General features: G+C 74.9%; 23 protein-coding genes. 17 read left to right on the top strand and 6 right to left on the bottom strand.

Translation table 11 applies throughout. The features are described from left to right. Positions 1-333: 333 nt before the first annotated feature. The 3 genes from ABD158_RS05225 (at position 334) to ABD158_RS05215 (ending at position 2,746) form a co-directional block, all read left to right on the top strand. Positions 334-1,485, top strand: coding sequence for a ferrochelatase (locus tag ABD158_RS05225; RefSeq protein WP_344004676.1), 1,152 nt, complete (start codon positions 334-336; stop codon positions 1,483-1,485). Next, on the top strand, positions 1,482-2,333 hold the full coding sequence (locus ABD158_RS05220) for an inositol monophosphatase family protein (protein ID WP_344004673.1): 852 nt from the start codon (positions 1,482-1,484) through the stop codon (positions 2,331-2,333). The genes ABD158_RS05225 and ABD158_RS05220 overlap by 4 nt, the downstream gene beginning before the upstream one ends. Positions 2,334-2,455: 122 nt before the next feature. After that, on the top strand, positions 2,456-2,746 hold the full coding sequence (locus ABD158_RS05215) for a DUF4193 domain-containing protein (RefSeq protein ID WP_344004670.1): 291 nt from the start codon (positions 2,456-2,458) through the stop codon (positions 2,744-2,746). A 119-nt stretch (positions 2,747-2,865) separates the two neighbouring features. On the opposite strand, the gene ABD158_RS05210 is transcribed toward ABD158_RS05215, so the two are convergent. Together ABD158_RS05210 and ABD158_RS05205 are read right to left on the bottom strand one after the other, a co-directional pair. Further along, positions 2,866-3,192: a DUF4235 domain-containing protein gene (locus ABD158_RS05210; RefSeq protein WP_344004667.1), complete on the bottom strand. Its 327-nt coding sequence runs from the start codon at positions 3,190-3,192 to the stop codon at positions 2,866-2,868. A gap of 10 nt (positions 3,193-3,202) precedes the next feature. After that, complete coding sequence (locus ABD158_RS05205; protein ID WP_344004665.1) at positions 3,203-3,670, bottom strand: DUF3093 domain-containing protein; 468 nt, start codon at positions 3,668-3,670, stop codon at positions 3,203-3,205. 37 nt (positions 3,671-3,707) lie between these two features. Between ABD158_RS05205 and dut the strand changes: the two genes are divergently transcribed. From dut to ABD158_RS05185, 4 genes are all read left to right on the top strand, one after another. Further along, complete coding sequence (gene dut / locus ABD158_RS05200; protein WP_344004662.1) at positions 3,708-4,175, top strand: dUTP diphosphatase; 468 nt, start codon at positions 3,708-3,710, stop codon at positions 4,173-4,175. Positions 4,176-4,269: 94 nt separating this feature from the next. Then, positions 4,270-4,926 (top strand): DUF3710 domain-containing protein, encoded by a 657-nt coding sequence (locus ABD158_RS05195; RefSeq protein ID WP_344004659.1) that lies wholly within the window; start codon positions 4,270-4,272, stop codon positions 4,924-4,926. Positions 4,927-4,930: 4 nt separating this feature from the next. After that, the gene (locus ABD158_RS05190; protein WP_344004656.1) at positions 4,931-5,323 is read left to right on the top strand and encodes an OB-fold nucleic acid binding domain-containing protein; all 393 of its coding nucleotides are present in this window, start codon (positions 4,931-4,933) and stop codon (positions 5,321-5,323) included. Beyond that, positions 5,320-6,051: a DUF3159 domain-containing protein gene (locus ABD158_RS05185; RefSeq protein WP_344004653.1), complete on the top strand. Its 732-nt coding sequence runs from the start codon at positions 5,320-5,322 to the stop codon at positions 6,049-6,051. Before ABD158_RS05190 ends, ABD158_RS05185 begins: the two co-directional genes overlap by 4 nt. A 43-nt stretch (positions 6,052-6,094) precedes the next feature. On the opposite strand, the gene ABD158_RS05180 is transcribed toward ABD158_RS05185, so the two are convergent. Then, positions 6,095-6,769 carry a potassium channel family protein gene (locus ABD158_RS05180; RefSeq protein WP_344004651.1) on the bottom strand — a complete coding sequence of 225 codons (675 nt, stop codon included), beginning with the start codon at positions 6,767-6,769 and terminating at the stop codon, positions 6,095-6,097. Between the two features lie 10 nt (positions 6,770-6,779). Beyond that, positions 6,780-7,493 (bottom strand): potassium channel family protein, encoded by a 714-nt coding sequence (locus ABD158_RS05175; RefSeq protein WP_425573141.1) that lies wholly within the window; start codon positions 7,491-7,493, stop codon positions 6,780-6,782. An 18-nt stretch (positions 7,494-7,511) separates the two neighbouring features. Between ABD158_RS05175 and ABD158_RS05170 the strand changes: the two genes are divergently transcribed. From ABD158_RS05170 to ABD158_RS05160, 3 genes are read left to right on the top strand one after another with little or no spacing between them, the layout of a single operon-like run. After that, positions 7,512-9,569, top strand: a complete 2,058-nt coding sequence (locus ABD158_RS05170) for an APC family permease (RefSeq protein WP_425573140.1) — start codon at positions 7,512-7,514, stop codon at positions 9,567-9,569. Continuing rightward, the gene (locus tag ABD158_RS05165; RefSeq protein ID WP_344005305.1) at positions 9,566-10,747 is read left to right on the top strand and encodes a class I SAM-dependent RNA methyltransferase; all 1,182 of its coding nucleotides are present in this window, start codon (positions 9,566-9,568) and stop codon (positions 10,745-10,747) included. Before ABD158_RS05170 ends, ABD158_RS05165 begins: the two co-directional genes overlap by 4 nt. Positions 10,748-10,757: 10 nt before the next feature. Further along, positions 10,758-12,257 carry a hypothetical protein gene (locus tag ABD158_RS05160; RefSeq protein ID WP_344004646.1) on the top strand — a complete coding sequence of 500 codons (1,500 nt, stop codon included), beginning with the start codon at positions 10,758-10,760 and terminating at the stop codon, positions 12,255-12,257. Positions 12,258-12,293: 36 nt separating this feature from the next. On the opposite strand, the gene ABD158_RS05155 is transcribed toward ABD158_RS05160, so the two are convergent. Continuing rightward, positions 12,294-12,743, bottom strand: a complete 450-nt coding sequence (locus tag ABD158_RS05155) for a MarR family winged helix-turn-helix transcriptional regulator (protein WP_344004643.1) — start codon at positions 12,741-12,743, stop codon at positions 12,294-12,296. Positions 12,744-12,764: 21 nt separating this feature from the next. Here ABD158_RS05155 and ABD158_RS05150 point away from each other — a divergent pair, with 21 nt between their 5' ends. The 5 genes from ABD158_RS05150 to ABD158_RS05130 all read left to right on the top strand — a co-directional run bounded on the left by ABD158_RS05150 (position 12,765) and on the right by ABD158_RS05130 (position 17,465). Next, positions 12,765-13,913 (top strand): hypothetical protein, encoded by a 1,149-nt coding sequence (locus ABD158_RS05150; protein WP_344004641.1) that lies wholly within the window; start codon positions 12,765-12,767, stop codon positions 13,911-13,913. A 66-nt stretch (positions 13,914-13,979) separates the two neighbouring features. Next, positions 13,980-14,633, top strand: coding sequence for a hypothetical protein (locus tag ABD158_RS05145; protein WP_344004639.1), 654 nt, complete (start codon positions 13,980-13,982; stop codon positions 14,631-14,633). Continuing rightward, positions 14,630-14,932: a hypothetical protein gene (locus ABD158_RS05140; protein ID WP_344004637.1), complete on the top strand. Its 303-nt coding sequence runs from the start codon at positions 14,630-14,632 to the stop codon at positions 14,930-14,932. The genes ABD158_RS05145 and ABD158_RS05140 overlap by 4 nt, the downstream gene beginning before the upstream one ends. Further along, positions 14,929-16,869, top strand: coding sequence for an alpha/beta hydrolase (locus ABD158_RS05135; RefSeq protein WP_344004634.1), 1,941 nt, complete (start codon positions 14,929-14,931; stop codon positions 16,867-16,869). Before ABD158_RS05140 ends, ABD158_RS05135 begins: the two co-directional genes overlap by 4 nt. Positions 16,870-16,877: 8 nt before the next feature. Beyond that, positions 16,878-17,465 (top strand): hypothetical protein, encoded by a 588-nt coding sequence (locus ABD158_RS05130; protein ID WP_344004631.1) that lies wholly within the window; start codon positions 16,878-16,880, stop codon positions 17,463-17,465. On the opposite strand, the gene ABD158_RS05125 is transcribed toward ABD158_RS05130, so the two are convergent. Next, a complete protein-coding gene (locus tag ABD158_RS05125; RefSeq protein WP_344004629.1) occupies positions 17,426-18,061 on the bottom strand; it encodes a GNAT family N-acetyltransferase in 636 nt (211 codons plus the stop codon). The two genes, ABD158_RS05130 and ABD158_RS05125, sit on opposite strands and share 40 nt — an antisense overlap. Positions 18,062-18,252: 191 nt before the next feature. Here ABD158_RS05125 and ABD158_RS05120 point away from each other — a divergent pair, with 191 nt between their 5' ends. Further along, complete coding sequence (locus ABD158_RS05120; RefSeq protein ID WP_344004627.1) at positions 18,253-21,069, top strand: aconitate hydratase; 2,817 nt, start codon at positions 18,253-18,255, stop codon at positions 21,067-21,069. Between the two features lie 75 nt (positions 21,070-21,144). Further along, the gene (locus tag ABD158_RS05115) at positions 21,145-21,849 is read left to right on the top strand and encodes a sulfite exporter TauE/SafE family protein (RefSeq protein ID WP_344004624.1); all 705 of its coding nucleotides are present in this window, start codon (positions 21,145-21,147) and stop codon (positions 21,847-21,849) included. Positions 21,850-21,871 lie beyond the last annotated feature (22 nt).

Here is a 21,871-nt window from a genome sequence, read left to right as displayed (position 1 = left end):
TCGGGCCCGGGGGGCCCTCGCGCCTCGACCTCCGGACGGCTGCCTGGAGGTCGAGGTGCCCGGAGGTCGAGGTGCCGGGAGGCGACGCAGGAGCCGAGGGGCCACGAGACCCGGTGAGCCGCCGTTCGGGGTGCGGGGGGTCTCGTGGCTCGGGCCCGGGGGGCCCTCGCGCCTCGACCTCCGGACGGCTGCTCGCGACGCAGGAGCCGAGGGGCCACGGGACCCGGTGACCCGCCGTGCCCGCCCCGACGCGCGACGGGGAGCGACCGGCCCCCGGCGCGGAGCGGGTTCCCGGGCGCCGGGCCGGGGGCGCGCTGCCTACGATTGGCGGTGATGACCACCACCGCTCCGGCGCCGGACACCGAGTCCGCGCCCGTCCCCGACCCCTCGCCGTACGACGCGCTGCTGCTCGTGTCCTTCGGCGGCCCCGAGAAGCCCGAGGACGTCGTCCCGTTCCTCGAGAACGTCACCCGTGGGCGCGGCATCCCCCGCGAGCGGCTCGAGGAGGTGGGGGAGCACTACTTCGCGTTCGGCGGCCGGTCGCCGATCAACGACCAGAACCGGGCCTTCCTCGACCTGCTGCGCGCCGACTTCGCCGACGCCGGGCTGGACCTGCCGATCTACTGGGGCAACCGCAACTGGGACCCCTACCTCACCGATGTGCTGGCGCAGATGACCGCCGACGGCGTCACGCGGGCGGCCTGCTTCGTGACCGCGGCGTACTCGTCGTACTCCGGGTGCCGGCAGTACCGCGAGAACCTCGCGGCCGCCCGGGACGGCGTGCCCGCCGAGGTCGGCCTGGCGCCCCAGCTCGACCGGTTCCGGGTCTACTTCGACCACCCCGGCTTCCTCGGACCCAACGTCGACGCCGTCCTGGCGGCGCTCGCGCAGCTGCCGGACGAGGCCCGCGACGGGGCGCGCCTGGTGTTCGTCACGCACTCCATCCCGACCACGATGAACGACGCCTCCGGGCCCCCCGCCCTGGGCGGCGGCGCCTACGTCGCGCAGCACACCAGCGTGATGGAGGCGATCGTCGCGGAGGTCGCGGAGCAGACGGGCCGCACCCACGGCGCCGACCTCGTCTTCTGCTCGCGCTCCGGCCCGCCGCACGTGCCGTGGCTCGAGCCCGACGTCAACGACCACCTGGCCGCGCTGCACGGGCAGGGGGTGCCCGCGGTCGTGATCGCGCCGATCGGCTTCGTCTCCGACCACATGGAGGTCGTCTACGACCTCGACACCGAGGCGCTCGAGACCGCCCGCGAGCTCGGGCTCCCGGCGGTGCGGGCCGCCACGGCCGGCACCGACGCCCGCTTCGTCGCCACCGTGCGCGACCTCCTGCTCGAGCGGGCGGCCGTCGAGCGCGGCGAGGACGTCGTCCGGGCCACGACCGGCGCCCTCGGCCCGGCCTGGGACCGGTGCGCGGTCGACTGCTGCGCCAACCCGAGGCAGAAGCTGCCCGTCGCCGGCGGGATCGAGGAGGCGTGAGCGCGCCGACCGGCGACGTCGACGCCCACGAGCTGCGCGACCTCGCGCTCGCGGTCGCCCGGGAGGGCGCCGCGCTGGTGCGCGAGCGCCGCTCGCGGCCGGTCGAGGTGGCCGCGACCAAGACCAGCGACATCGACGTCGTCACCGAGGCCGACCGCGCCTGCGAGGCGCTCGTGCGCGAGCGCCTCCTGGCCGCGCGACCCGGTGACCGGGTGCTCGGCGAGGAGGGCGGGACCGGGGCCGACGGGGCCGAGCGGGAGGGTGCCGACGGCGTCCGCTGGATCGTCGACCCCATCGACGGCACGGTGAACTTCTACTACGACCTGGGCCTGTACGCCGTGTGCGTGGCCGCCGAGCTCACCCGCGACGGCCGGTCCGAGGTCGTCGCGGGCGTCGTCCTCGACGCCTCCTCGGGGGTGGAGTACGACGCCGTCCTGGGCGGCGGCGCCCGTCGCGACGGCGAGCCCCTCGCCGTGCGCGGGCCCGCCCCGCTCGCCGAGCGGCTGATCAACACCGGCTTCAGCTACGACCGCGTGGTCCGCGCCAAGCAGGCCGAGGCCTGGGTCCGCCTGCTGCCCCTTGTCCGCGACCTGCGGCGCCGCGGCTCGGCGGCCCTCGACATCTGCCTCGTCGCCGACGGTCGCGCCGACGGCTACGTCGAGGAGGGCGTCAACCTCTGGGACCACGCGGCCGCCGGGCTGGTGGCGCGCGAGGCCGGGGCGACCACCCGGCTGCTGCGCGGCGTCGGGGGTCTCGACCTCATGGTGTGCGCCCCCTCACACGGCGTCGACGAGCTGCTCGAGGCCGTCGAGTGGGCGGGGTTCGTCGCGGGTACCGACGCGGAATAGGAGGGGCCCCCGCGAGGTTGCCCAGCCCTGCCGGACACCGGTGTGGCCCCCGACGTCGGGATGGTGCACCATGACTCGCCGGCAGCACGACGGTCCACCTGCACCCCGGGAGTAGCACCACCATGGCAACCGATTACGACGCACCACGCAAGACCGAGGAAGACCAGTCCGAGGAGAGCATCGAGGAGCTCAAGGCCCGCCGGCACGACAAGAACTCCGGCAAGGTCGACGAGGACGAGACCGAGGCCGCGGAGTCCTTCGAGCTCCCCGGCGCCGACCTCTCCCACGAGGAGCTGGCGGTCGAGGTCAAGCCGCGCCAGGACGACGAGTTCACCTGCATGAGCTGCTTCCTGGTCCACCACCGCAGCCAGCTGTACGACGAGAAGAAGCTGATCTGCCGCGACTGCGCCTGAGCGCACGCGACGCCGGCCGCTCCCGTCCGCACGCCGAACGAGCCGCCCCCGGGTCACCCGGGAGGCGGCTCGATCCGTTCCGACCCCGGGGACGGGCCCGGCGGCGGGGCGTGCGGGGCTCAGGTGGTGGCGGGACCGGCCTTCGCGGCGTCCTGGGCGTCGCCGCGCAGCTCGGGGGGCAGCTTGCCGGTCGACTTCGTGTAGTACCCCGCCGCCTTCCGCGCCGCGAGCATGCGGGCGATCTGGACGAACGTGCCGGACGCCGCGGCCCACGCGACGGCCTCCCACAGCTCGACGTCGGGGTCGGCCGGGTTCGCCGGCGGGTTCTTGCCGGTGGCGGTGCGCCAGCTGGTCTCGAGCACCTTCTTCGCGACGACGGCCGCGGACAGCGCCGAGGCGAGCGCGAACGCCGAGTAGATCTTCGAGGAGTCCTTGTCCTTGGCCATGACGGCCAGCCTACGCAGGCTCGCGGCGCTGGCCGGACAGCGCCCGGGCCAGGTCCTCGGGGTGACGCGTGCTCACCAGCCAGTACGGCGCCGGGTCGGCCGGGTCGGTGATCTCCACGCGCACCGCCCGGTGCACGTAGGGACGCAGCAGCAGGAAGGCCCGGGCGTCGGCCTGGGGACCGGCGGCGAGCCGGGCCTGCTCGCGGTCGAGGGCCTCGACCCGTCCGACGTGGTCGAGCTCGATGCGGGCCCGGCCCGCGCGCAGGTGGCCGTCGGCGACCTCCACCACGGCCGAGCCGTAGGTGAGGTAGGCGGCGGCGACGACCGCCATCACCAGCGCCGTGATGCCCCAGGCCGCCAGCCCGGGCAGCGCGACCACGAGGGCGAGCCAGAACGAGGCGACCATCATCGTGGCCTGCACCCACCAGCGCAGCGGCACGCCGAGCCGCTCGGCGTAGCGGGGGTGCGCGGTGTCCACGCCTCCAAGCCTCCCACCCCGGCGTAGGTTGCGGCGCGTGCCCCCCGCGACCCCCGCCCGCCCCGAGGTGCTCCTGCGCCGTCTGGACCCCGACCTGCCGCCCCCGTCGTACGCCCACCCGGGCGACGCGGGCGCCGACCTGCGCACCGCCGTCGACGTGCGCCTGGAGCCGGGGGAGCGGCGCCTGGTGCCGACCGGTGTCGCGATCGCCCTCCCGGAGGGCTGGGTCGGGCTGGTCCACCCGCGCTCGGGGCTCGCGGTGCGCCACGGCGTCACCGTCGTCAACGCCCCCGGCACCGTGGACGCGGGCTACCGCGGGGAGATCGGGGTGCTGCTGGTCAACACCGACCGTCACGAGGCGGTCGAGCTGCGCCGCGGCGACCGGGTGGCCCAGCTGGTGGTGCAGGAGGTCGCTCACGCGGTGTTCACCGAGGCCGACGAACTGCCCGACTCCCCCCGCGGTAGCGGGGGTTACGGTTCTACCGGAGGGTTCGGGTCCGCGTGACCCGTCCGGACGGCCGCGTAGGGCGTCCCGGGGACCGCCCGCACCGCCCAGGACCGCCAGGACCGCCAGATCCGTCAGTGAGGAGCAGCCGACCGTGAGGTTCCGCCGCAAGGGTGCCACCGGCGCCGCCCCGGGGTCCGACCCCGCGGGCACCACCGCCGAGGCCGGCGACACCACCACGGACGCCGACGGGCAGCCGGACACCGGCGCGGGCCCCTACGACGTCGACGACGTCGACGTGGCCGGCACCGAGCGGGTCGACCTCGGCTCGCTGCTCATCGCCCCCTCGGCCGGTCGCGAGGTCAGGGTGCAGGTCGACGAGAAGACCCAGGCCGTGCGCTCGGTCCTCGTCGCCGGTCCCGACGGCGCGATGGAGCTGCGGGCCTTCGCGGCCCCCCGCAACGGCGACCTGTGGTCGGAGGTGCGCCCCCAGATCGTCGCGGACCTCGAGCGTCGCGGCGGTCGCGCCACCGAGCGGGAGGGTCGCTTCGGCACCGAGCTCGTGTGTCGCATGACCGTGCAGCGCCAGGACGGCACCCCGGCCGAGCAGCCCTCCCGGGTGCTGGGCTTCAACGGCCCCCGCTGGCTGCTGCGCGCCACGCTGCTCGGCAAGCCCGCCGTCAGCGCGGAGGACGCGAAGCCCTGGGAGGACGCGTTCGCCGAGGTCGTGGTGCGCCGGGGCGCCCACGCGATGGCCGTGGGCGACCCGCTGCCGATCGTCCTGCCCGACACCGCGCGCAAGCTCGGCTGAGCGCGTGAGCCGCGGACTGCCCTCGCTGCGCCGCCGTCGCCCCGACGAGGGCGGGTCGCACCCGCAACCCGGCCCGGACCCGGCCGGCGCCGACGGCCACCGCGGGGAGCCGGCGGCGCCGACGACACCGCGCGCCTGCGCGATCGCGCAGGCCCCCGACCGGGAGCGGGTCCGACTCGAGGGCCACCTCCGCACCGTGACGCTGCGCCCACGCGGCGGGGCGCCGGCGCTGGAGGCGGAGCTGCACGACGGCACCGGCGGCGTCGCGCTGGTCTGGCTGGGGCGGCGCCGCATCGGCGGCATCACCCCCGGCCGGGCGCTGGCCGTGGAGGGCCGCATCGGCCGCGCCGACGGCGTCCGTGTCATCTACAACCCCCGCTACGAGCTGCTGTCGTGAGCGAGCAGCAGCCGACCCCGGCCGAGGCCGCCGGCGGCGAGCCGGTGGGAGCGCGCACGGTCGAGGAGGTCGTCCGCGGCCAGCTGTCGAAGGCGCTGGGCGGGGTCCGCGGCATGCTCGAGGCGGCCGTGCCGACGCTGGTGTTCACCGCGCTGTGGCTGACGGCCCGCGACCTGCGGCTCGCGCTCGTGTGCAGCGTCGCGGCGGCGATGGTCCTGCTCGTCGTGCGGCTGGTGCAGCGCTCGTCGGTGCAGTTCGTCGTCAACGCGCTGGTCGGGATCGGCATCGGCGCGCTCTTCGTGACCCTCTCCGCCCGCTCCGGCGGCAGCGAGGACGAGCAGGCCCTGGCCTACTTCCTGCCCGGGATCCTCTACAACGCCGGCTACGCCGTGCTGATGGGTCTCAGCTGCGTCACCCGCTGGCCGCTGGTCGGCTTCATGGTCGGCAGCGTCACCGGCGACCCCACCGCGTGGCGTTCCGACCCGCAGGTGGTCCGGCTGTGCACGCGGCTGACCTGGCTGCTGGTGCTGCCGTGCGTGGTGCGCGTGGCCCTGCAGGCGCCGCTGTGGCTGGGCGCCAGCTCCGGGGCGCTGTCCGCGGAGCCGGTCATCGCCGCGCTGGGCGTGATGAAGGTCGTCCTCGGCTGGCCGCTGCAGGTCGCCGCGCTCGCCGCGATGGCGTGGGTGCTCGGCCGCAACCGCACCCCCGTCAGCACCGCCGCCGCCTGAGCCCCGCCCGGGCCCGGGCGGCGACCGGCCCGGACGGACCGGCCTACTCGGAGGGGTGGCGCGAGGGCGCGAGGAGCCGCTCGAGGTCGGCCTCGACCGCGGCCGAGGCCACGAACAGCAGCTCGTCGCCGGACTCGATCGGCTGCTCGCCGTCCGGGGTGTAGACCTGCCCGTCGCGCAGGATGGTCACCAGGGCGCAGTTCTCCGGGAACGGGATCAGCCCCGTCGGCGTCCCGACGTACGGCGAGTCGTCGGGCAGGGTCAGCTCGACCAGGTTGGCGTTGCCCTGGCGGAAGGTGAAGAGCCGCACGATGTCGCCGACGGCGACGGCCTCCTCCACCAGCGCCGACATGATGCGCGGCGTCGAGACGTTGACGTCGACGCCCCAGGCCTCGGTGAACAGCCACTCGTTGTCCGGGTGGTTGACCCGCCCGACGGTGCGCGGGACCCCGAACTCGGTCTTGGCCAGCAGCGAGACGACGAGGTTGGCCTTGTCGTCGCCGGTGGCGGCGATGACCACGTCGCAGGCCTCCAGGCGGGCCTCCGAGAGCGAGGACAGCTCGCAGCAGTCCGCGAGCAGCCACTCGGCGTCCGGGACCCGCTCGGGCTTGATCGACACGGGGGCCTTGTCGATGAGCAGGACCTGGTGGCCGTTCTCGATCAGCTCGGCGGCGACGGAGCGCCCCACGGCGCCGGCTCCGGCGATGGCGACACGCATCGGGTGCCTCTCAGTCCTTCTCGGGGCCGCGCGCGACGACCCGGTGGGCGTGCCCGGCGTACTTCTCCAGGATCACGAGGTGCAGGACGTCGCCCTCCTGGATGACCGAGTCGCGGGTCGGCAGCATGCCCTCGCCCAGCCGGTCGATCCACGCGATCCGGGCGCCCGACTGCTCCTGCAGCTGGCCCGCCCGCGAGCCCACCCAGGACGCGGGCGTGACGACGTGGTCGACGCGGATGGTGCCGGAGGGGTCGCGGAAGTCCGGCTCGGCACCCACCGGCAGCAGCCGGCGCAGCACCTGGTCGGCGGTCCACTTGACGGTGGCGACGGTCGTGATGCCCAGGCGCTGGTAGACCTCGGCGCGGCCCGGGTCGTAGATGCGGGCCACGACCTGCTCGATGCCGAAGGTCTCGCGGGCCACCCGCGCCGCGATGATGTTGGAGTTGTCGCCGCTGGAGACGGCCGCGAAGGCGTCGGCACGGGTGATGCCGGCCTTCGTCAGGACCTTCTGGTCGAAGCCGACCCCGGTGACCTTGTCGCCGTTGAACCACGGCCCCAGGCGCCGGAAGGCGTCGGGGTCGCTGTCGATCACGGCGACCGTGTGGTCCCGGTCCTCGAGGCTGCGCGCCAGCGTCGAACCGACGCGGCCGCAGCCCATGATCACGACGTGCACACGGCGCACGCTATCGCCAGTCCGCGTCGGGCGCTGCCCCGGAGCCGACATGCCTTACCGTTGCCGCTCGTGGGTGTCACCGACGCGTCCAAGCGGATCCTGCTGGGTCGCAAGCTGCGGAGCTCGCAGCTGGGCGAGACCCTGCTGCCGAAGCGGATCGCGCTGCCCGTCTTCGCCTCCGACGCGCTGTCGTCGGTCGCCTACGCCCCCGACGAGATCTTCCTGATGCTCGCGATCGCCGGCGCGTCGGCGTACGTGTGGTCCTGGCAGATCGCGGTGGCCGTCGCGGTCGTCATGACGGCCGTGATTGCGTCCTACCGCCAGACGGTGCACGCCTACCCCTCGGGCGGCGGCGACTACGAGGTGGCGACCACCAACCTCGGCCCCCGCGCGGGCACCACGGTGGCCAGCGCGCTGCTGGTCGACTACGTGCTCACCGTGGCCGTGTCGATCAGCTCGGGCGCCCAGTACGCCGCGTCCGCGCTGCCGTTCCTCGTCGGCCACGAGGCGACGTTCGCGACCGCGATGGTGGTGCTGCTGGCCGCGATCAACCTGCGCGGGGTGCGGGAGTCGGGCAGCGTGTTCGCGGTCCCCACCTACGCGTTCATGGTCGCGATCCTCGGGATGTGCGCCTACGGGCTGGTGCGGCTGCTGACGGGGACCCTCCCGCAGGCGGAGAGCGCGGACCTGCAGATCATCCCGCAGCCGGGCTTCGAGGAGCCGCTGACCACGGCGGCGCTGATCTTCCTGCTCGCGCGGGCGTTCTCGTCGGGCTGCGCCGCCCTGACCGGCGTCGAGGCGATCAGCAACGGCGTGCCCGCCTTCCGCCGGCCGAAGTCCAAGAACGCGGCCACGACGCTGCTGCTGCTGGGCTCCATCGCCGTGACGATGATGATCTCGGTGATCGTGCTGGCCCGGCAGATGGGCGTGAAGTACGTGGAGCCCCACGAGCTCGACCGGCTCCGTACGGCGACCGGCGAGATGCTGCCGGAGGGCTACGACCAGGGCACGCTGATCGCGCAGGTCGCCCGCGGCATCTTCGACGGCTTCCCGCCTGGCTTCTACGTCGTGGTCTCGGTGACCGGCCTGATCCTGCTGCTCGCCGCCAACACGGCGTTCAACGGCTTCCCGGTGCTCGGCTCGATCCTCGCCCAGGACGGCTTCGCGCCGCGGGCGCTGGCCTCGCGCGGCGACCGGCTGGCCTACAGCAACGGCATCGTGTTCCTCGCCGTGATGTCGATCGTGCTGATCCTCGCCTTCGACGCCGAGGTCACCCGCCTGATCCAGCTCTACATCGTCGGCGTCTTCGTCTCGTTCAACCTCTCGCAGCTCGGGATGATCAAGCACTGGACGCGCCACCTCGCGACCGAGCGCGACCCCGCCACCCGCCGCCGGATGGTGCGCTCGCGCGCGATCAACACCATCGGGCTGTCGTTCACCGCCGTCGTCCTGGTGATCGTCGTGCTGACGAAGTTCACCGAGGGCGCCTGGATCACCATCCTGGCGATGGGCTTCTTCTACGTGCTGATGCGCCGGATCCGGCGCCACTACGACGAGGTCGCCCTCGAGCTGGCGGCCGACGAGTCCGACAAGGTCCTGCCCACCCGGGTCCACGCGATCGTGCTGGTCTCCAAGCTGCACAAGCCCACGCTGCGGGCGCTGGCGTTCGCGAAGGCCAGCCGGCCCAACGTGCTGGAGGCGGTCTACGTCTCCAGCGACCAGGCCGCGACCAACACCCTGCTCGGCGAGTGGGAGGACCGCGGCTTCGACGTGCCGCTGAAGGTCCTCTTCAGCCCCTACCGCGAGCTCGTGCGCCCGGTCGTGGAGTACGCCGTGGAGATCCGCCGCGGCAACCCGCGCGGCGTGGTCGCGGTCTACATCCCCGAGTACGTCGTGGGCCACTGGTGGGAGCAGCTGCTGCACAACCAGACCGCGCTGCGGCTCAAGGGCCGGCTCCTGTTCGCCCCGGGGGTCATGGTCATCTCGGTGCCCTACCAGCTGCGCTCCTCGCAGGTCGCGCTCGAGCGGGTCAAGCGTCAGCAGACCCGCGTGCACGCCGGCGACGTGCGCCGCGGGCGCCTGGTCGACCCCGACGACCGCGGCCCCTCGCGCCCCACCCGCCGGTGAGCGGCCCCCGCCCGCGCCAGGGCTCACGCCGGTCCACGCGCACGCGGGCCTCCCGCGGCCCCTCCGCCGTCGGCCGCCGCCACGAGGTCGTCGTGGGGCCCGTCGCCCACGGCGGCCACTGCGTCGCGCGGGTGCCCGACCCCGCCCACGAGCGGGGCCGGGTCGTCTTCGTCCGCCACGCCCTCCCGGGCGAGCGGGTCGTCCTGGAGGTCACGGAGGGCACCGAGGGCGACTCCTTCTGGCGGGCCGACGCCGTCGAGGTCCTGGAGCCGTCGCCCGACCGCGTCGAGGCCCCGTGCCCCGTGGCCGGCCCCGGGCTGTGCGGCGGCTGCGACCTCCAGCACGTCGCCCTGCCCGCGCAGCGCGACCAGAAGGCCGCCGTGGTCCGTGAGCAGCTGCAGCGCCTCGCCGGGCTCGAGGTCCCGGTCGTCGTCGAGCCGGTGCCCGGCGACGTCGACGGGCTCCGGTGGCGCACCCGGCAGCGCTGGGCCCGCACCCCCGACGGGCGTCGCGGGCTGCGCAAGCACCGCTCCCACGAGGTCGTCGCGGTCGACGACTGCCTGATCACCCACCCCGAGGCCCGTGAGCCCGAGCCCGGTGAGGTCGTCGAGACGGTGCGGGGTCGCGACCTCGCCGTCGCCGCCGACGGCTTCTGGCAGGTCCACCCCGGCGCCCCCGAGGCGCTCGTCGGCGCGGTCCTGGAGGCCCTCGCGCCGCGGGCGGGGGAGAGCGTGCTCGACCTGTACGCCGGGGTCGGCCTGTTCAGCGCCTTCCTCGCCGAGGCCGTCGGTCGGGACGGCCGGGTCGTGGCCGTCGAGGGCGACGCCGTCGCCGCGTCGTACGCCGGGCGCAATCTGCCCGACGTCGACGTCCTCCCCGGCGACGTGGCCGCCGTGCTGGCCTCGCCGGAGGCGCCCGCCGTCGCGGACCTCGTCGTGCTCGACCCGCCCCGGACCGGCGCCAAGCGGGCGGTCTGCGACGCGGTCGCCGCCCGGGGGCCCCGCGCGATCGCGTACGTCGCCTGCGACCCCGCCGCGCTGGCCCGCGACGTGGCGCTGCTGGCCGGCCACGGCTACGCGCTGACCTCCCTGCGCGCCTTCGACCTGTTCCCGATGACCCACCACGTCGAGTGCGTGGCGCTGCTCGAGCACGCGACCCCCGCGGCGCCCGGCGTCTGAGGCCGACCTCGTGGGCCTGCTGACCGCCGTCCTGGGCTGGGTCCTGCGGAAGATCGGCCTGCTGGGTCTGCTCGTGCTCGTCCTGTTCGTCGGCTACCTGCTGGTCCAGGTCCTCGTCCCCGCGGTCCGCGACGCCGCGGCGGACCGGGAGCGGCTCGCGCAGGTACGGGAGCAGCGGGCGGCTCTGCAGGACGACCTCGACCGGCTGGAGAGCTCCGCCGCCGAGGGCGAGAGCGCCACTGTCGACTTCTTCGCGGGTGAGGTCGCCGCCCGGGTCGAGCAGCTGGGCGACGACGTCGCCGCGGAGCGGTCCGACGTGGCCCGGGCGGTCGAGGAGCGGGACGAGGTCTGCGGGTTCGTCGCCGAGCTGGCCGACGCCCTGCTGTTCGGCGGGAGGTGCGAGGCCGCCGAGCGGGTGGCACAAGCCGCCGAGGACGGCCTGGTGGCCCTGGAGGAGACGCTCGCCGACGCGGAGGACGACGCCGCGGTCCTCGCCGACCCCACGCTGAGCCCCGAGCAGAAGCTCGACCGGATCGGCGAGGGAGGAGGGCTGTCCTTCGCCCAGCGGGAGATCGAGACCACCGAGGCGCAGCTCGACGTGGTGCGGGCCGAGCAGGAGGCCCTGGAGGAGTCCCAGCGGTCCCCGGCGGGGTGGGTGGTCGACCAGTGGGCCCGGTCGTGGCGCTGGGTCCTCACGGCCGCGGTGCTCGTGCTGCTCCTCCCACCGGCCTTCCGGGCGCTCAGCTACTTCGTCCTGATGCCGGTCGTCGCCCGGGTCCACCGGCCCCTCCGTCTGGCGGACGGGCATGACCGTCCCGACGCGGCCCTCCACACCTCGGGAGCCGAGCGCACCCTGAGGATCGACCTCGACGTCGACCAGGTGCTCTCGGCGCGGTCCGAGTACGTCCGCCCGGTGCAGGGCAGGACCCGGAGCCGGCTGCTCTACCGGTGGTCGTCGCCGTTCATCAGCTACGCGGCGGGGCTGTTCCTCCTCAGCCGGGTCACCGGCGACGGGGGCGTCACGTCGGCGACGATCGCGTCACCGGACCCGGACGTCTACCTGATGCGCATCGACTTCCGCGACCACCCCGGCGTGGTGGTCCACCCGAGGCACGTCGTGGGGGTGGTCGGCGACCCCGACCTGCGGACGAGCTGGCGGTGGGGGATCCAGTCCCTCGCCACCTGGCAGGTGCGCTACATCATGTTCGCGGGGGCGGGGAGCCTCGTCGTCCAGGGCACGGGCGACGTCGTCGCCACCGACCCGCGGGGCCGGTCGACGAGGATGGAGCAGCACCTGGTGATGGGGTTCGACTCCCGCCTGGTCAAGCGGGTGAACCGGACCGAGGTCTTCCTGCCCTACCTCCGGGGCACCGAGCCCCTCGTCGACGACGACTTCACCGGTCACCACATGCTGTTCTGGCAGAAGTCGAGCACGGCGGGGCCGACCAACCCCCTCGCACGGACCTTCAACAGCCTGTTCTCGGCGATCGGCAAGGTGCTGGGCTTCTGATCCCCGGGCCCCGGTCGCGCCGACGGTCCCGTGTGCTCAGCCCCGGCGGCTGCGTCCCTCCGGGGCTCTGCCGGGGGAGACATCGGCCGCGAGGTCGTCGAGGACGGCGCGGAACGCGGCGTAGCGCTCCGGCCCGACGCGGGCGCGCCACCCGTCCTCGACACGGTCGAGGGCCAGCCCGAGGCGCTCGACGGCCGCGTCCCCGAGCGGCGTGCGACGCACGAGTCGCACCCGCCCGTCGTCCGTCGCGGTGCCGACGGCCAGGTGCCCGGTGCCGACGAGTCGGGTGACCAGCTGGCCGCAGCCCTGGGACGTCATCCCCAGTCGTGCCGCCAGGTCGCCCACGCGAGCGCCGGCCGCGGGGACCGCCTCCAGCACGCGGTGGTGGGAGGGACGCAGGTCCTCGGTCGTCACCTCGGCGCGGATGCGCTCGAAGAGGGCGCCGAGGAGGGCGGCCACGTGCGGATCGGTGTTGACCCCAGACATGAAAGCAATTTTACTATCTGGATGGAGGGACGAGCGGCGTTGGGGCCCGCGGACGTCGACGACGCCGCGCTGGCGGTGATGGTCGCCGACCTGCTGGGCCGTCCGCCGGGGCGCGTCGAGCTGCTGACGGCCCGGGCCGAGCCCCTGGCCCACGACGTCCCGTCCCTCACGACGGTGGGCCGCTGGTGGGTCTCGGGCACCGCGCGGACCCCGGCGGGCGAGGAGCCGTGGCGGGTGTTCGTCAAGCAGGTGCAGGCCTGGCACCACTCGGCGTTCTTCGCGGGGGTGCCGGAGCCGCTGCGCAAGGTCGCGGCGGCCGCGGTGCCGTGGCGACCCGAGGCGGGGGCCTACCGCTCCGACCTGCGCGACCGGCTGCCCGAGGGCCTCACGCTGCCGCGTGCCCTGGCGGTCCTGGACCTCGATCCCGGACTCTGTCCCGACTCCTGGGTGCTCTGGCTCGAGGACGTGACCCGGCCCGCCGTGCCGTGGGACGTCACCCGGCACGAGGGGGCCGCCCACCTCCTCGGTCGGATGAGCGGCAGCGCAGCCGTGGCGCCGCTGGCCGACGTCGGCCGGTTCGACTGGAGCGCCCGGCACTACGTGGAGGGTCGCCTGCGGCTGCAGGTGCTGCCCGCGCTGTCGTCCGAGGATCTGTGGGCCCACCCGGCGGTCGCCGCCGCCTTCGACGCCGGCCTGCGGCGCCGGCTCCTCGCGGCCGCGGACCGGGTCGACGCCCTCGCCGCCGAGCTCGACGCGCACCCGCGCCGCGCGGCCCACGGCGATGCCTGCGCCCACAACCTCCTGCCCGGCCCGGACGGGGTCTCGTTCACGATGGTCGACCTCGGCTTCTGGGTGCCGCAGGCGGCCGGGTTCGACCTCACCCAGCTCCTCGCCGGCGACCTGCAGCTGGGGGTCGTCCCGCCCGCGGACCTGGCCACCCTCGACGAGGTCTGCGTGCGGGCGTACGCCGACGGGCTCGCCGCCGAGGGCTCGCCCGTGCCTCTCGCCGTCGTCCGGCGCGTCCACGCCCTCGCGCTTCTGCTGTACGCCGGCCTCTCGGCCGTGCCGTCCGAGCAGCTCGCGGCCCCGGCCGAGGTCCTCGGCCCGCTGTGCGCCCTGCGCGCCGACCTGGCCCGCCACAGCCTCGACCTGCTGGACGCGACCGCCTGACCGTGCCGGGCCGTCGCCCCCGCGGCAGAGGGTTTGGTCGAGGGGCGCGGCGGGCAGGCTGAGGCCATGTCGTCCGACGACCCGACCCCGCCCGACGGGCCGCCGCGGGAGCGCGTGGTCCTCGACCCGGTGCTCGCCGAGCTGCGCCGGCGCCACCCCGACGTGGACGTCGTGGTGCTCCCGCCCGGGGACGCCGGAGGGCCGGGCGCCGGTGCCGACCTCGGCACGCCCGCGCTCGAGCCGCGTCCGGCCGACCGCGAGACCGCGCTGCGCGTGGCGCACCACGTCGACACCGTCCTCGAGGCGGTGCTCGCCGGGCTCGTCGCCCGTGGGGTCTACGACGGGACCGAGGCGCCGACCGGCCGCGGGCGCGGCTGGACCGGGCGCGGCGACGACCCGGGCGGCGCCACCTACACGGCGTCGGTCGGGTTCGCCGCCGCTGACCCGGACGCCGCCCGCCACGTCCTGGAGCAAGTCGGCGACCTGCTCCTGGCCAACGGCCACGACGCCCGCGCCGTCGTCGGGCGCCGGGTCCGGCTGCTGTCGAGCGACGGGCGCAGCGTCGTGGACGCCGAGGCCACCGGTCCCCACGTGCGGGTCGAGGTGCGGTCGCTGCCGCTGCTGCTGGGCCGCGACGACCTCGTGGCCGTGAGGCAGCGGAGACGGGAGGGGACGCAGGAGGGGAAGCAGGAGGGGACGCAGGAGGGGAGGTCGTCGTGACGACCGTGCGGATCACCGCGGCCGTCCTGCAGGCGACCGCGGACGAGTGGGACGGCTGGGGCGAGGCCTGCGGCGACGCCCGCCGCGACCTGCTGCGGGCCACCTCGTCGGGCTTCGGGCCGCCCGGGGCCGCGCTCGACGCCTTCGTCGACACGTGGGCCGCGCGCGCCGGGACGCTGCGCGACCGGGCGCAGCGGCACGCCGACGACCTGCGCGTGACCGCCGCCGACTTCGACGCCGAGGACGCCGCAGCCGCGGCGGACCTGCTGCGGTTGCTGCCCGCGGAGGGTGCGCGATGACCACGATCACGCTGCCGCCCCGGGTGACCGCCGTGCCCGAGATGGAGGCCCGGGCGAGCGCCGTCGGCGATGCGGGGGACGCGGTGCGGCTCTCCGCCCGCGGCCTCGAGGAGGCGGTCGGCGACGCCGTGGCCGGCGGCCTGCCCGAGGGCTTCGAGGGCGACGCCGCGCGGGCGGCCGGCTCCGCGATGACCGCCTTCGGCGACGACGGCGACGCCGTCGTCGCGGCCCTGCTGCGGGGGTTGACGGCGATCGAGACCTACGCCGCGGACCTCGACCGCCTGGACGCCCGCCGTACGGCGCTCAACGACCGGGCGAGCGACGTCAACGCCGCGATCGACACGCTCGCCGCCGACATCGACGGCGCCCCGGCCGAGCAGGTGCCGGCGCTGACGCAGCGCCGCGACGCCCTCCAGCGCCGGGTCGACACGTGGCTCGACGACGAGCGCACCTGGGACGCCGACGTGACGGCGGCCGAGGAGCGCCTGACCCGCGCCCTGCAGGCCGTCGACACCGTCGCGGAGGGCGAGGACGCCGCCGACGACCCGGGCCGACCCGACACCGACGCCCTGGCGGACCGGCTGCGCGAGCTGCAGGACGACGCCGCGGCCGCCCACCGCTGGTGGGAGTCGCTGAGCCCGGCGGAGCGGGAGGCACTGGGCGCCCTGCACCCCGATCTCGTCGGGAGCACGGACGGCGTGCCCGCGGTCGCGCGGGACGAGGCCAACCGCAGCTCGCTGGCCGAGGACGTCGCCGACCTCGAGGCGATCCCCGAGGACGAGCGCACCGAGGAGCAGCAGCGGCTGCTCGAGCGCGCGCAGGCGGCGCAGGACGCCCTCGAGCTCGGCGCGGGGCAGTACGACACGGCCGCCGGCGGGGAGCTGCAGCGCCTGCTGCTCCTCTACCAGCCCGACTCCGCGGACGGCGACGGCTTCGCGGCCCTGGCCTTCGGTGACCCCGACACCGCGGACCACACCTCGGTCTCGGTGCCCGGGATCACCAACGACGGCAGCAACATCGGGTCGAACGGGGAGGAGGCGCTCGACCTGTGGCGCGCCGCCGCCGCCGACGGGTCCTCGGTGTCCACGATCGCCTGGATCGGCTACGACGCCCCCACCACCGACGAGCTGGCCGACATCGGGTCGGTCGGCTGGGAGGCCCGGGCCGCCGCCGGGGGAGCGGACCTCGCGGACTTCATCGACGGCCTGCGGGCCACCCACGAGGGCGAGCCCACCGACCTCACGGCCATCGGCCACAGCTACGGCTCCTCCACCCTGGCCCACGCCCTCGCCGGCGGGGCCGGCGACGACGTCGACGCTGGCGTCCTGCTCGGCAGCCCCGGAGCCGGCCTCGGCAACGACTCCGCCGACGACCTCGTCGGACCCGACGGGGAGCTGTACGTCGGCGCCCGCGACCGCGACCCGGTGACCTGGCTCGGCAACGCCGACGGCTACGACCCGAGCGCGCTGGCGGGGGTGAGGGGGCTGCAGTGGCTCGACGGGGTCCCCACCCTCGGCCTGGGCGCCGACCCCGCCCACGACGACTTCGGCGCCACCCGCATCGACGTCGGCGAGGGCGACGTCAACCCGGCCTCCTACCTCGACAACCACACGACGTACTACTCCGGGGACGGCCTGGACCACCTCGGCGACATCGTCGCCGACCGCCCCCTCGACGACGGGGCCGTGATCGACGGTCGCGACCAGAACGGCGCCCAGCTCGCGATCGACGCGGGGCGGGACGCGGTGGGTGCCGGCGTCGACCACCTCGTCGACGAGGGCACGCAGTGGGCGGGCGACCGGGTGGACGACCTCCAGGACACCGCCGGTGACGTCGGCGACTGGGCGGGCGACCGCGCGGACGACGCCGGCGAGGTCCTCGACGGCCTGGGCGAGGTCCTCGCGCCGCGCCCCATCTCGTTCGGGGGTCTGCTGTGATGGGGCGGGTGACCCGACGTCGACGTCCTCCGTCCGCGCGGCCGGCGCTGCTGGTCGGCCTGGCCGCGCTCCCGCTCGCGCTGGGCGGGTGTGCCCTGCTGCCGTTCGTCGGGGACGACGGCGGGGACGACGGCTCGGGCGGTGCGGCCGGCGAGCTGCGGGCGGCGTCCGTGGACGGCGACGAGCTCGTCCGACGGGTCCTCCCGGCGCTCACCGACGCTGTTCCGGACGGTCGGTGGGCGGGGTTCTCCAGCGACCTGGTCAGCTGCGGGGGCGGGGGGCTCGGCGCCGCCCGCTGGAGCGCGAACGGCGACCTGGTCGCCGCCGATCCGTCGCTCGAGGCCCTGTCCGCCGCTCTCGAGGACGCCGGGCTGGAGGTCGCCCGCGACGGTCAGGAGCTCTCGGCGACCAGCGGCGACGTCGAGCTCACCGTCGTGCGCGTGCCGGCCACCGGCGGCGGCGAGGCGGTCGGGCGGGTCGCGGTCGAGTCCGGGTGCGCGGACCCGGGGGACGAGGAGGAGACCGACGCGCTGGCGGCGGAGGTCGCCGACGTCGACTACGTCGCCGAGCTGGACCTGCCGCGGCTGTCGGGCTGACGGGAGCGACCGTCCGGGGACCCGCCGCGGCGCTCGTCCGCGAGCAGGGCGTAGGTGAGGCCGTCGAGCCACCCCAGCTCGGCGTGCAGGGAGTCCCGCACGGCGTGCGCCTCGCGCCGCATGCCGACCCGCTCCATCAGCCGCCAGGACGGCTCGTTGGCCGCGAAGCAGCTCGCCGTGACGCGGCGCAGCCCCAACCCGCCCGGCGGCGGGGCCAGGCACACCTCCAGGAGCTCGGCGACGGCCTCCGTGGCGAGGCCGCGGCCGTGGTGGGCGGGGTCGAGCGACCAGCCGAGCGACGCCTCGGTGGCCGCGGCGGCGCCCCGCACGGCGACCTGCGACCACCCGTCGGCCACCCACACGCCGAGGTCGCCCACGACGACACCGCCGAGCTCCACGACGAGCCGGTCCGCCCGGCGGTCCGGGTCGTCGTACCGCTCGCGGAACTCCCGCCACGTCACCCCGGGCAGCGAGGTCCACCGCGCGACCTTGGGTCGTCCGACGAAGGCCCAGACGGCCTCGGCGTCGCGCACCTCGGCGGGACGCAGCAGCAGACGGGCGGTACGGCGGGGCCAGGCGAGGTCGGTCAGCGGCACCGTCCCACCCTGGGCCCTCGGAGCGGGCCGCGCACCTGGGTTCCCGTGATATCTTGACGTCAAGAGACTTCGTCGGGATGCCGAGGGTAAGGCAAGCCTTCCTAGGTCCGGACCCCCGTGCGACGGCAAGATGGCACGAGGTGCAGACCACGTCACCGACGACGCGCAGCGACAGCGAGGAGACATCGCGGATGGCCAGTCAGGACAGCTTCGGCGCGAAGGACACCCTGGACGTCGACGGGACGTCGTACACGATCTACCGGCTCGACCAGGTGAAGGGCGAGGGCATCGGCGACGGCGACGTCGCGAACCTCCCGTTCTCGCTCAAGGTGCTGCTGGAGAACCTCCTGCGCACCGAGGACGGCGCCAACATCACCGCCGACCACATCCGCACGCTCGCGTCGTGGGACGCGGACGCGGAGCCCAGCGAGGAGATCCAGTTCACGCCGGCGCGCGTGATCATGCAGGACTTCACCGGCGTGCCGTGCGTCGTCGACCTCGCCACCATGCGCGAGGCCATGGCCGACCTCGGCGGCGACCCGAGCCGGATCAACCCGCTCGCGCCCGCCGAGCTGGTCATCGACCACTCCGTGATCGCCGACGTCTTCGGCACCCCCGAGGCGTTCGAGCGCAACGTCGAGATCGAGTACGAGCGCAACCGGGAGCGCTACCAGTTCCTGCGCTGGGGCCAGGGTGCGTTCGACGACTTCAAGGTCGTCCCGCCCGGCACCGGCATCGTGCACCAGGTCAACATCGAGCACCTGGCCCGCACCGTCTTCACCCGCGAGGTCGACGGGGAGCTGCTGGCCTACCCCGACACCTGCGTGGGCACCGACTCCCACACCACGATGGTCAACGGCATCGGCGTGGTCGGCTGGGGCGTCGGCGGCATCGAGGCCGAGGCCGCGATGCTCGGCCAGCCGGTCTCGATGCTCATCCCGCGCGTGGTCGGCTTCAAGCTCTCGGGCGAGCTGCCCGAGGGCGCGACGGCCACCGACCTGGTGCTGACGATCACCGAGATGCTGCGCGAGCACGGCGTGGTCGGCAAGTTCGTCGAGTTCTACGGCGAGGGCGTCTCCGCGCTGCCGCTGGCCAACCGCGCCACGATCGGCAACATGAGCCCGGAGTTCGGGTCCACCATCGCGGTGTTCCCGATCGACGACCAGACGATCGACTACCTGCGCCTGACCGGCCGCGACGACGCCCAGCTCGCGCTGGTCGAGGCCTACGCCAAGGAGCAGGGTCTCTGGCACGACCCGTCGGCCGAGCCCCGCTTCTCCGAGCGCCTCGAGCTCGACGTGTCCACCGTCGTGCCGTCCCTGGCGGGGCCGAAGCGCCCGCAGGACCGGGTCGCGGTCACCGACGCCAAGAGCTCCTTCCGCGGCGCGCTGAGCAACTACGTCGAGACCGACGGCGACGGCATCGACGGCGCGCAGGACGAGGCGCTCGACGAGACGTTCCCCGCCTCCGACGCGCCCGCCGCGTCGTCCCAGGGCGGCGGGGCCCCGCGCGAGTACCTCTCGTGCGCCCCGGCCGACGGCGGTCGTCCGAGCAACCCGGCCACGATCACGATCGACGGCCAGGAGATGACGATCGACCACGGCGCCGTCACGATCGCCGCGATCACCTCCTGCACCAACACCTCCAACCCCTCGGTGATGGTGGGTGCCGCCCTGCTGGCCAAGAAGGCCGTCGAGAAGGGCCTGCAGCGCAAGCCGTGGGTCAAGACGACGCTGGCCCCGGGCTCGCAGGTCGTCTCCAACTACCTCGAGCGCGCCGAGCTCACGCCGTACCTCGACAAGCTCGGGTTCAACCTCGTCGGCTACGGCTGCACCACCTGCATCGGCAACTCGGGCCCGCTCATCCCCGAGGTCTCCGAGGCGGTCAACTCCCACGACCTCGCCGTGACCTCGGTGCTCTCGGGCAACCGCAACTTCGAGGGCCGCATCAACCCCGACGTGAAGATGAACTACCTGGCCTCCCCGCCGCTGGTGGTCGCCTACGCGCTCGCCGGCTCGATGGACGTCGACCTGTTCGACGACCCGCTGGGCACGGACGAGGCCGGCAACGACGTGTTCCTGCGCGACATCTGGCCCTCGCCGAGCGAGATCGAGGAGGTCGTCGGCCGCGCGATCACCGCCGAGATGTTCTCCGAGGACTACGCGGACGTGTTCGCGGGCGACGAGCGCTGGCGCTCGCTGCCCACCCCCGAGGGCGACACCTTCGCCTGGGACCCGGAGTCGACCTACGTGCGGCGTCCGCCGTACTTCGACGGCATGCCCGCCGAGCCCGAGCCGGTCACCGACATCTCCGGCGCCCGGGTGCTGCTCAAGCTGGGCGACTCGGTCACGACCGACCACATCAGCCCCGCCGGCGCGATCAAGAAGGACAGCCCGGCCGGCCGCTACCTCGCCGAGAACGGCGTGCAGCAGCGTGACTTCAACTCCTACGGCTCGCGCCGCGGCAACCACGAGGTCATGATCCGCGGCACCTTCGCCAACATCCGCCTGCGCAACCAGCTGGCGCCCGGCACCGAGGGTGGCGTGACGAGGGACTTCACCGCGGACGGCGAGGTCACGACCGTCTACGACGCCGCGCAGCACTACGCCGAGGCCGGCACCCCGCTGGTCGTCCTCGCGGGCAAGGAGTACGGCTCCGGGTCGTCGCGCGACTGGGCGGCGAAGGGCACCGCGCTGCTCGGCGTGAAGGCCGTGATCGCGGAGTCCTACGAGCGGATCCACCGCTCGAACCTCATCGGCATGGGCGTGCTGCCGCTGCAGTACCCCGACGGCGAGTCCGCCGAGAGCCTGGGCCTCACCGGCGACGAGGAGTTCTCGGTCACCGGGGTCACCGCCATGAACGACGGCGACAGCCCGCGCACGGTGACCGTGAAGGCCGGTGACGTGGAGTTCGAGGCGCGCCTGCGCATCGACACCCCCGGCGAGGCCGGCTACTACCGCAACGGCGGGATCATGCAGTACGTGCTCCGCAGCCTGCGCAACGCCTGACGGGGTCCGTTCCCCATCGGCATCGACCTCGACCCCGTCGGCCTCACGGCCGGCGGGGTCGTCGTCGCGTGGTGGGTGCTCGTCGTCCTGGCGCTCGCGGTGTACGCCGGCGCGCTGGTGCAGGGCCTGGTGGGGCTGGGCCTGGGCCTGCTGGGCGCCCCGGTCACCGCCCTCGTCGCGCCCGGGCTGATGCCCGACGTCCTGCTGTGGCTGGTGCTCGCGCTGCCCCTGGTGTCGCTGGTGCGCGACCACGACGACGTCCACTGGCGCGGGCTGGCGTGGACCGTGCCGGCCCGGCTGCCCGGGATCGCCCTCGGCGTCGTCGCTGTCGCGCTGTTCTCCGACGACGCCCTCGGGGTGAGCGTCGCGCTCATGGTGCTGGCCGCGAGCGCCCTCACGTGGCGCTCGGTGAGGGTGCCGCTGCGGCGCACCACGCTGGTCGCCGCCGGCGTCGTCTCGGGGTTCACCGGGACCACCACCTCGGTGGGCGGGCCGCCGGTGGCGATCCTCTACCAGCACCGCGAGCCCACCCAGATCCGCAGCACCCTGGCGGTCTACTTCGTCCTGGGCGGCGCGCTGAGCATCGGCGGGCTCGCCCTCGGCGGCCAGCTGCAGGTGGTCTCGGCGGTCGTCGCCGTCCTGCTCGCCGCGCCGACCGTGCTCGGCCTGCTCACCGCGCGGCTGCTGCGCGACCGGGTGCCGGCCTCCCGCGTGCGGCCCGCCGTGCTCGGGGTGTGTGCCGCCTCGGCGCTGGTCCTGCTGGTGTCGTCGCTGCTCTGACGTCGCGACCCTGCTAATGTCG

The organism is Nocardioides lentus (genome assembly GCF_039529515.1).
GTDB lineage: Bacteria > Actinomycetota > Actinomycetes > Propionibacteriales > Nocardioidaceae > Nocardioides > Nocardioides lentus.
This window is presented reverse-complemented; position numbering and strand designations above follow the sequence as displayed.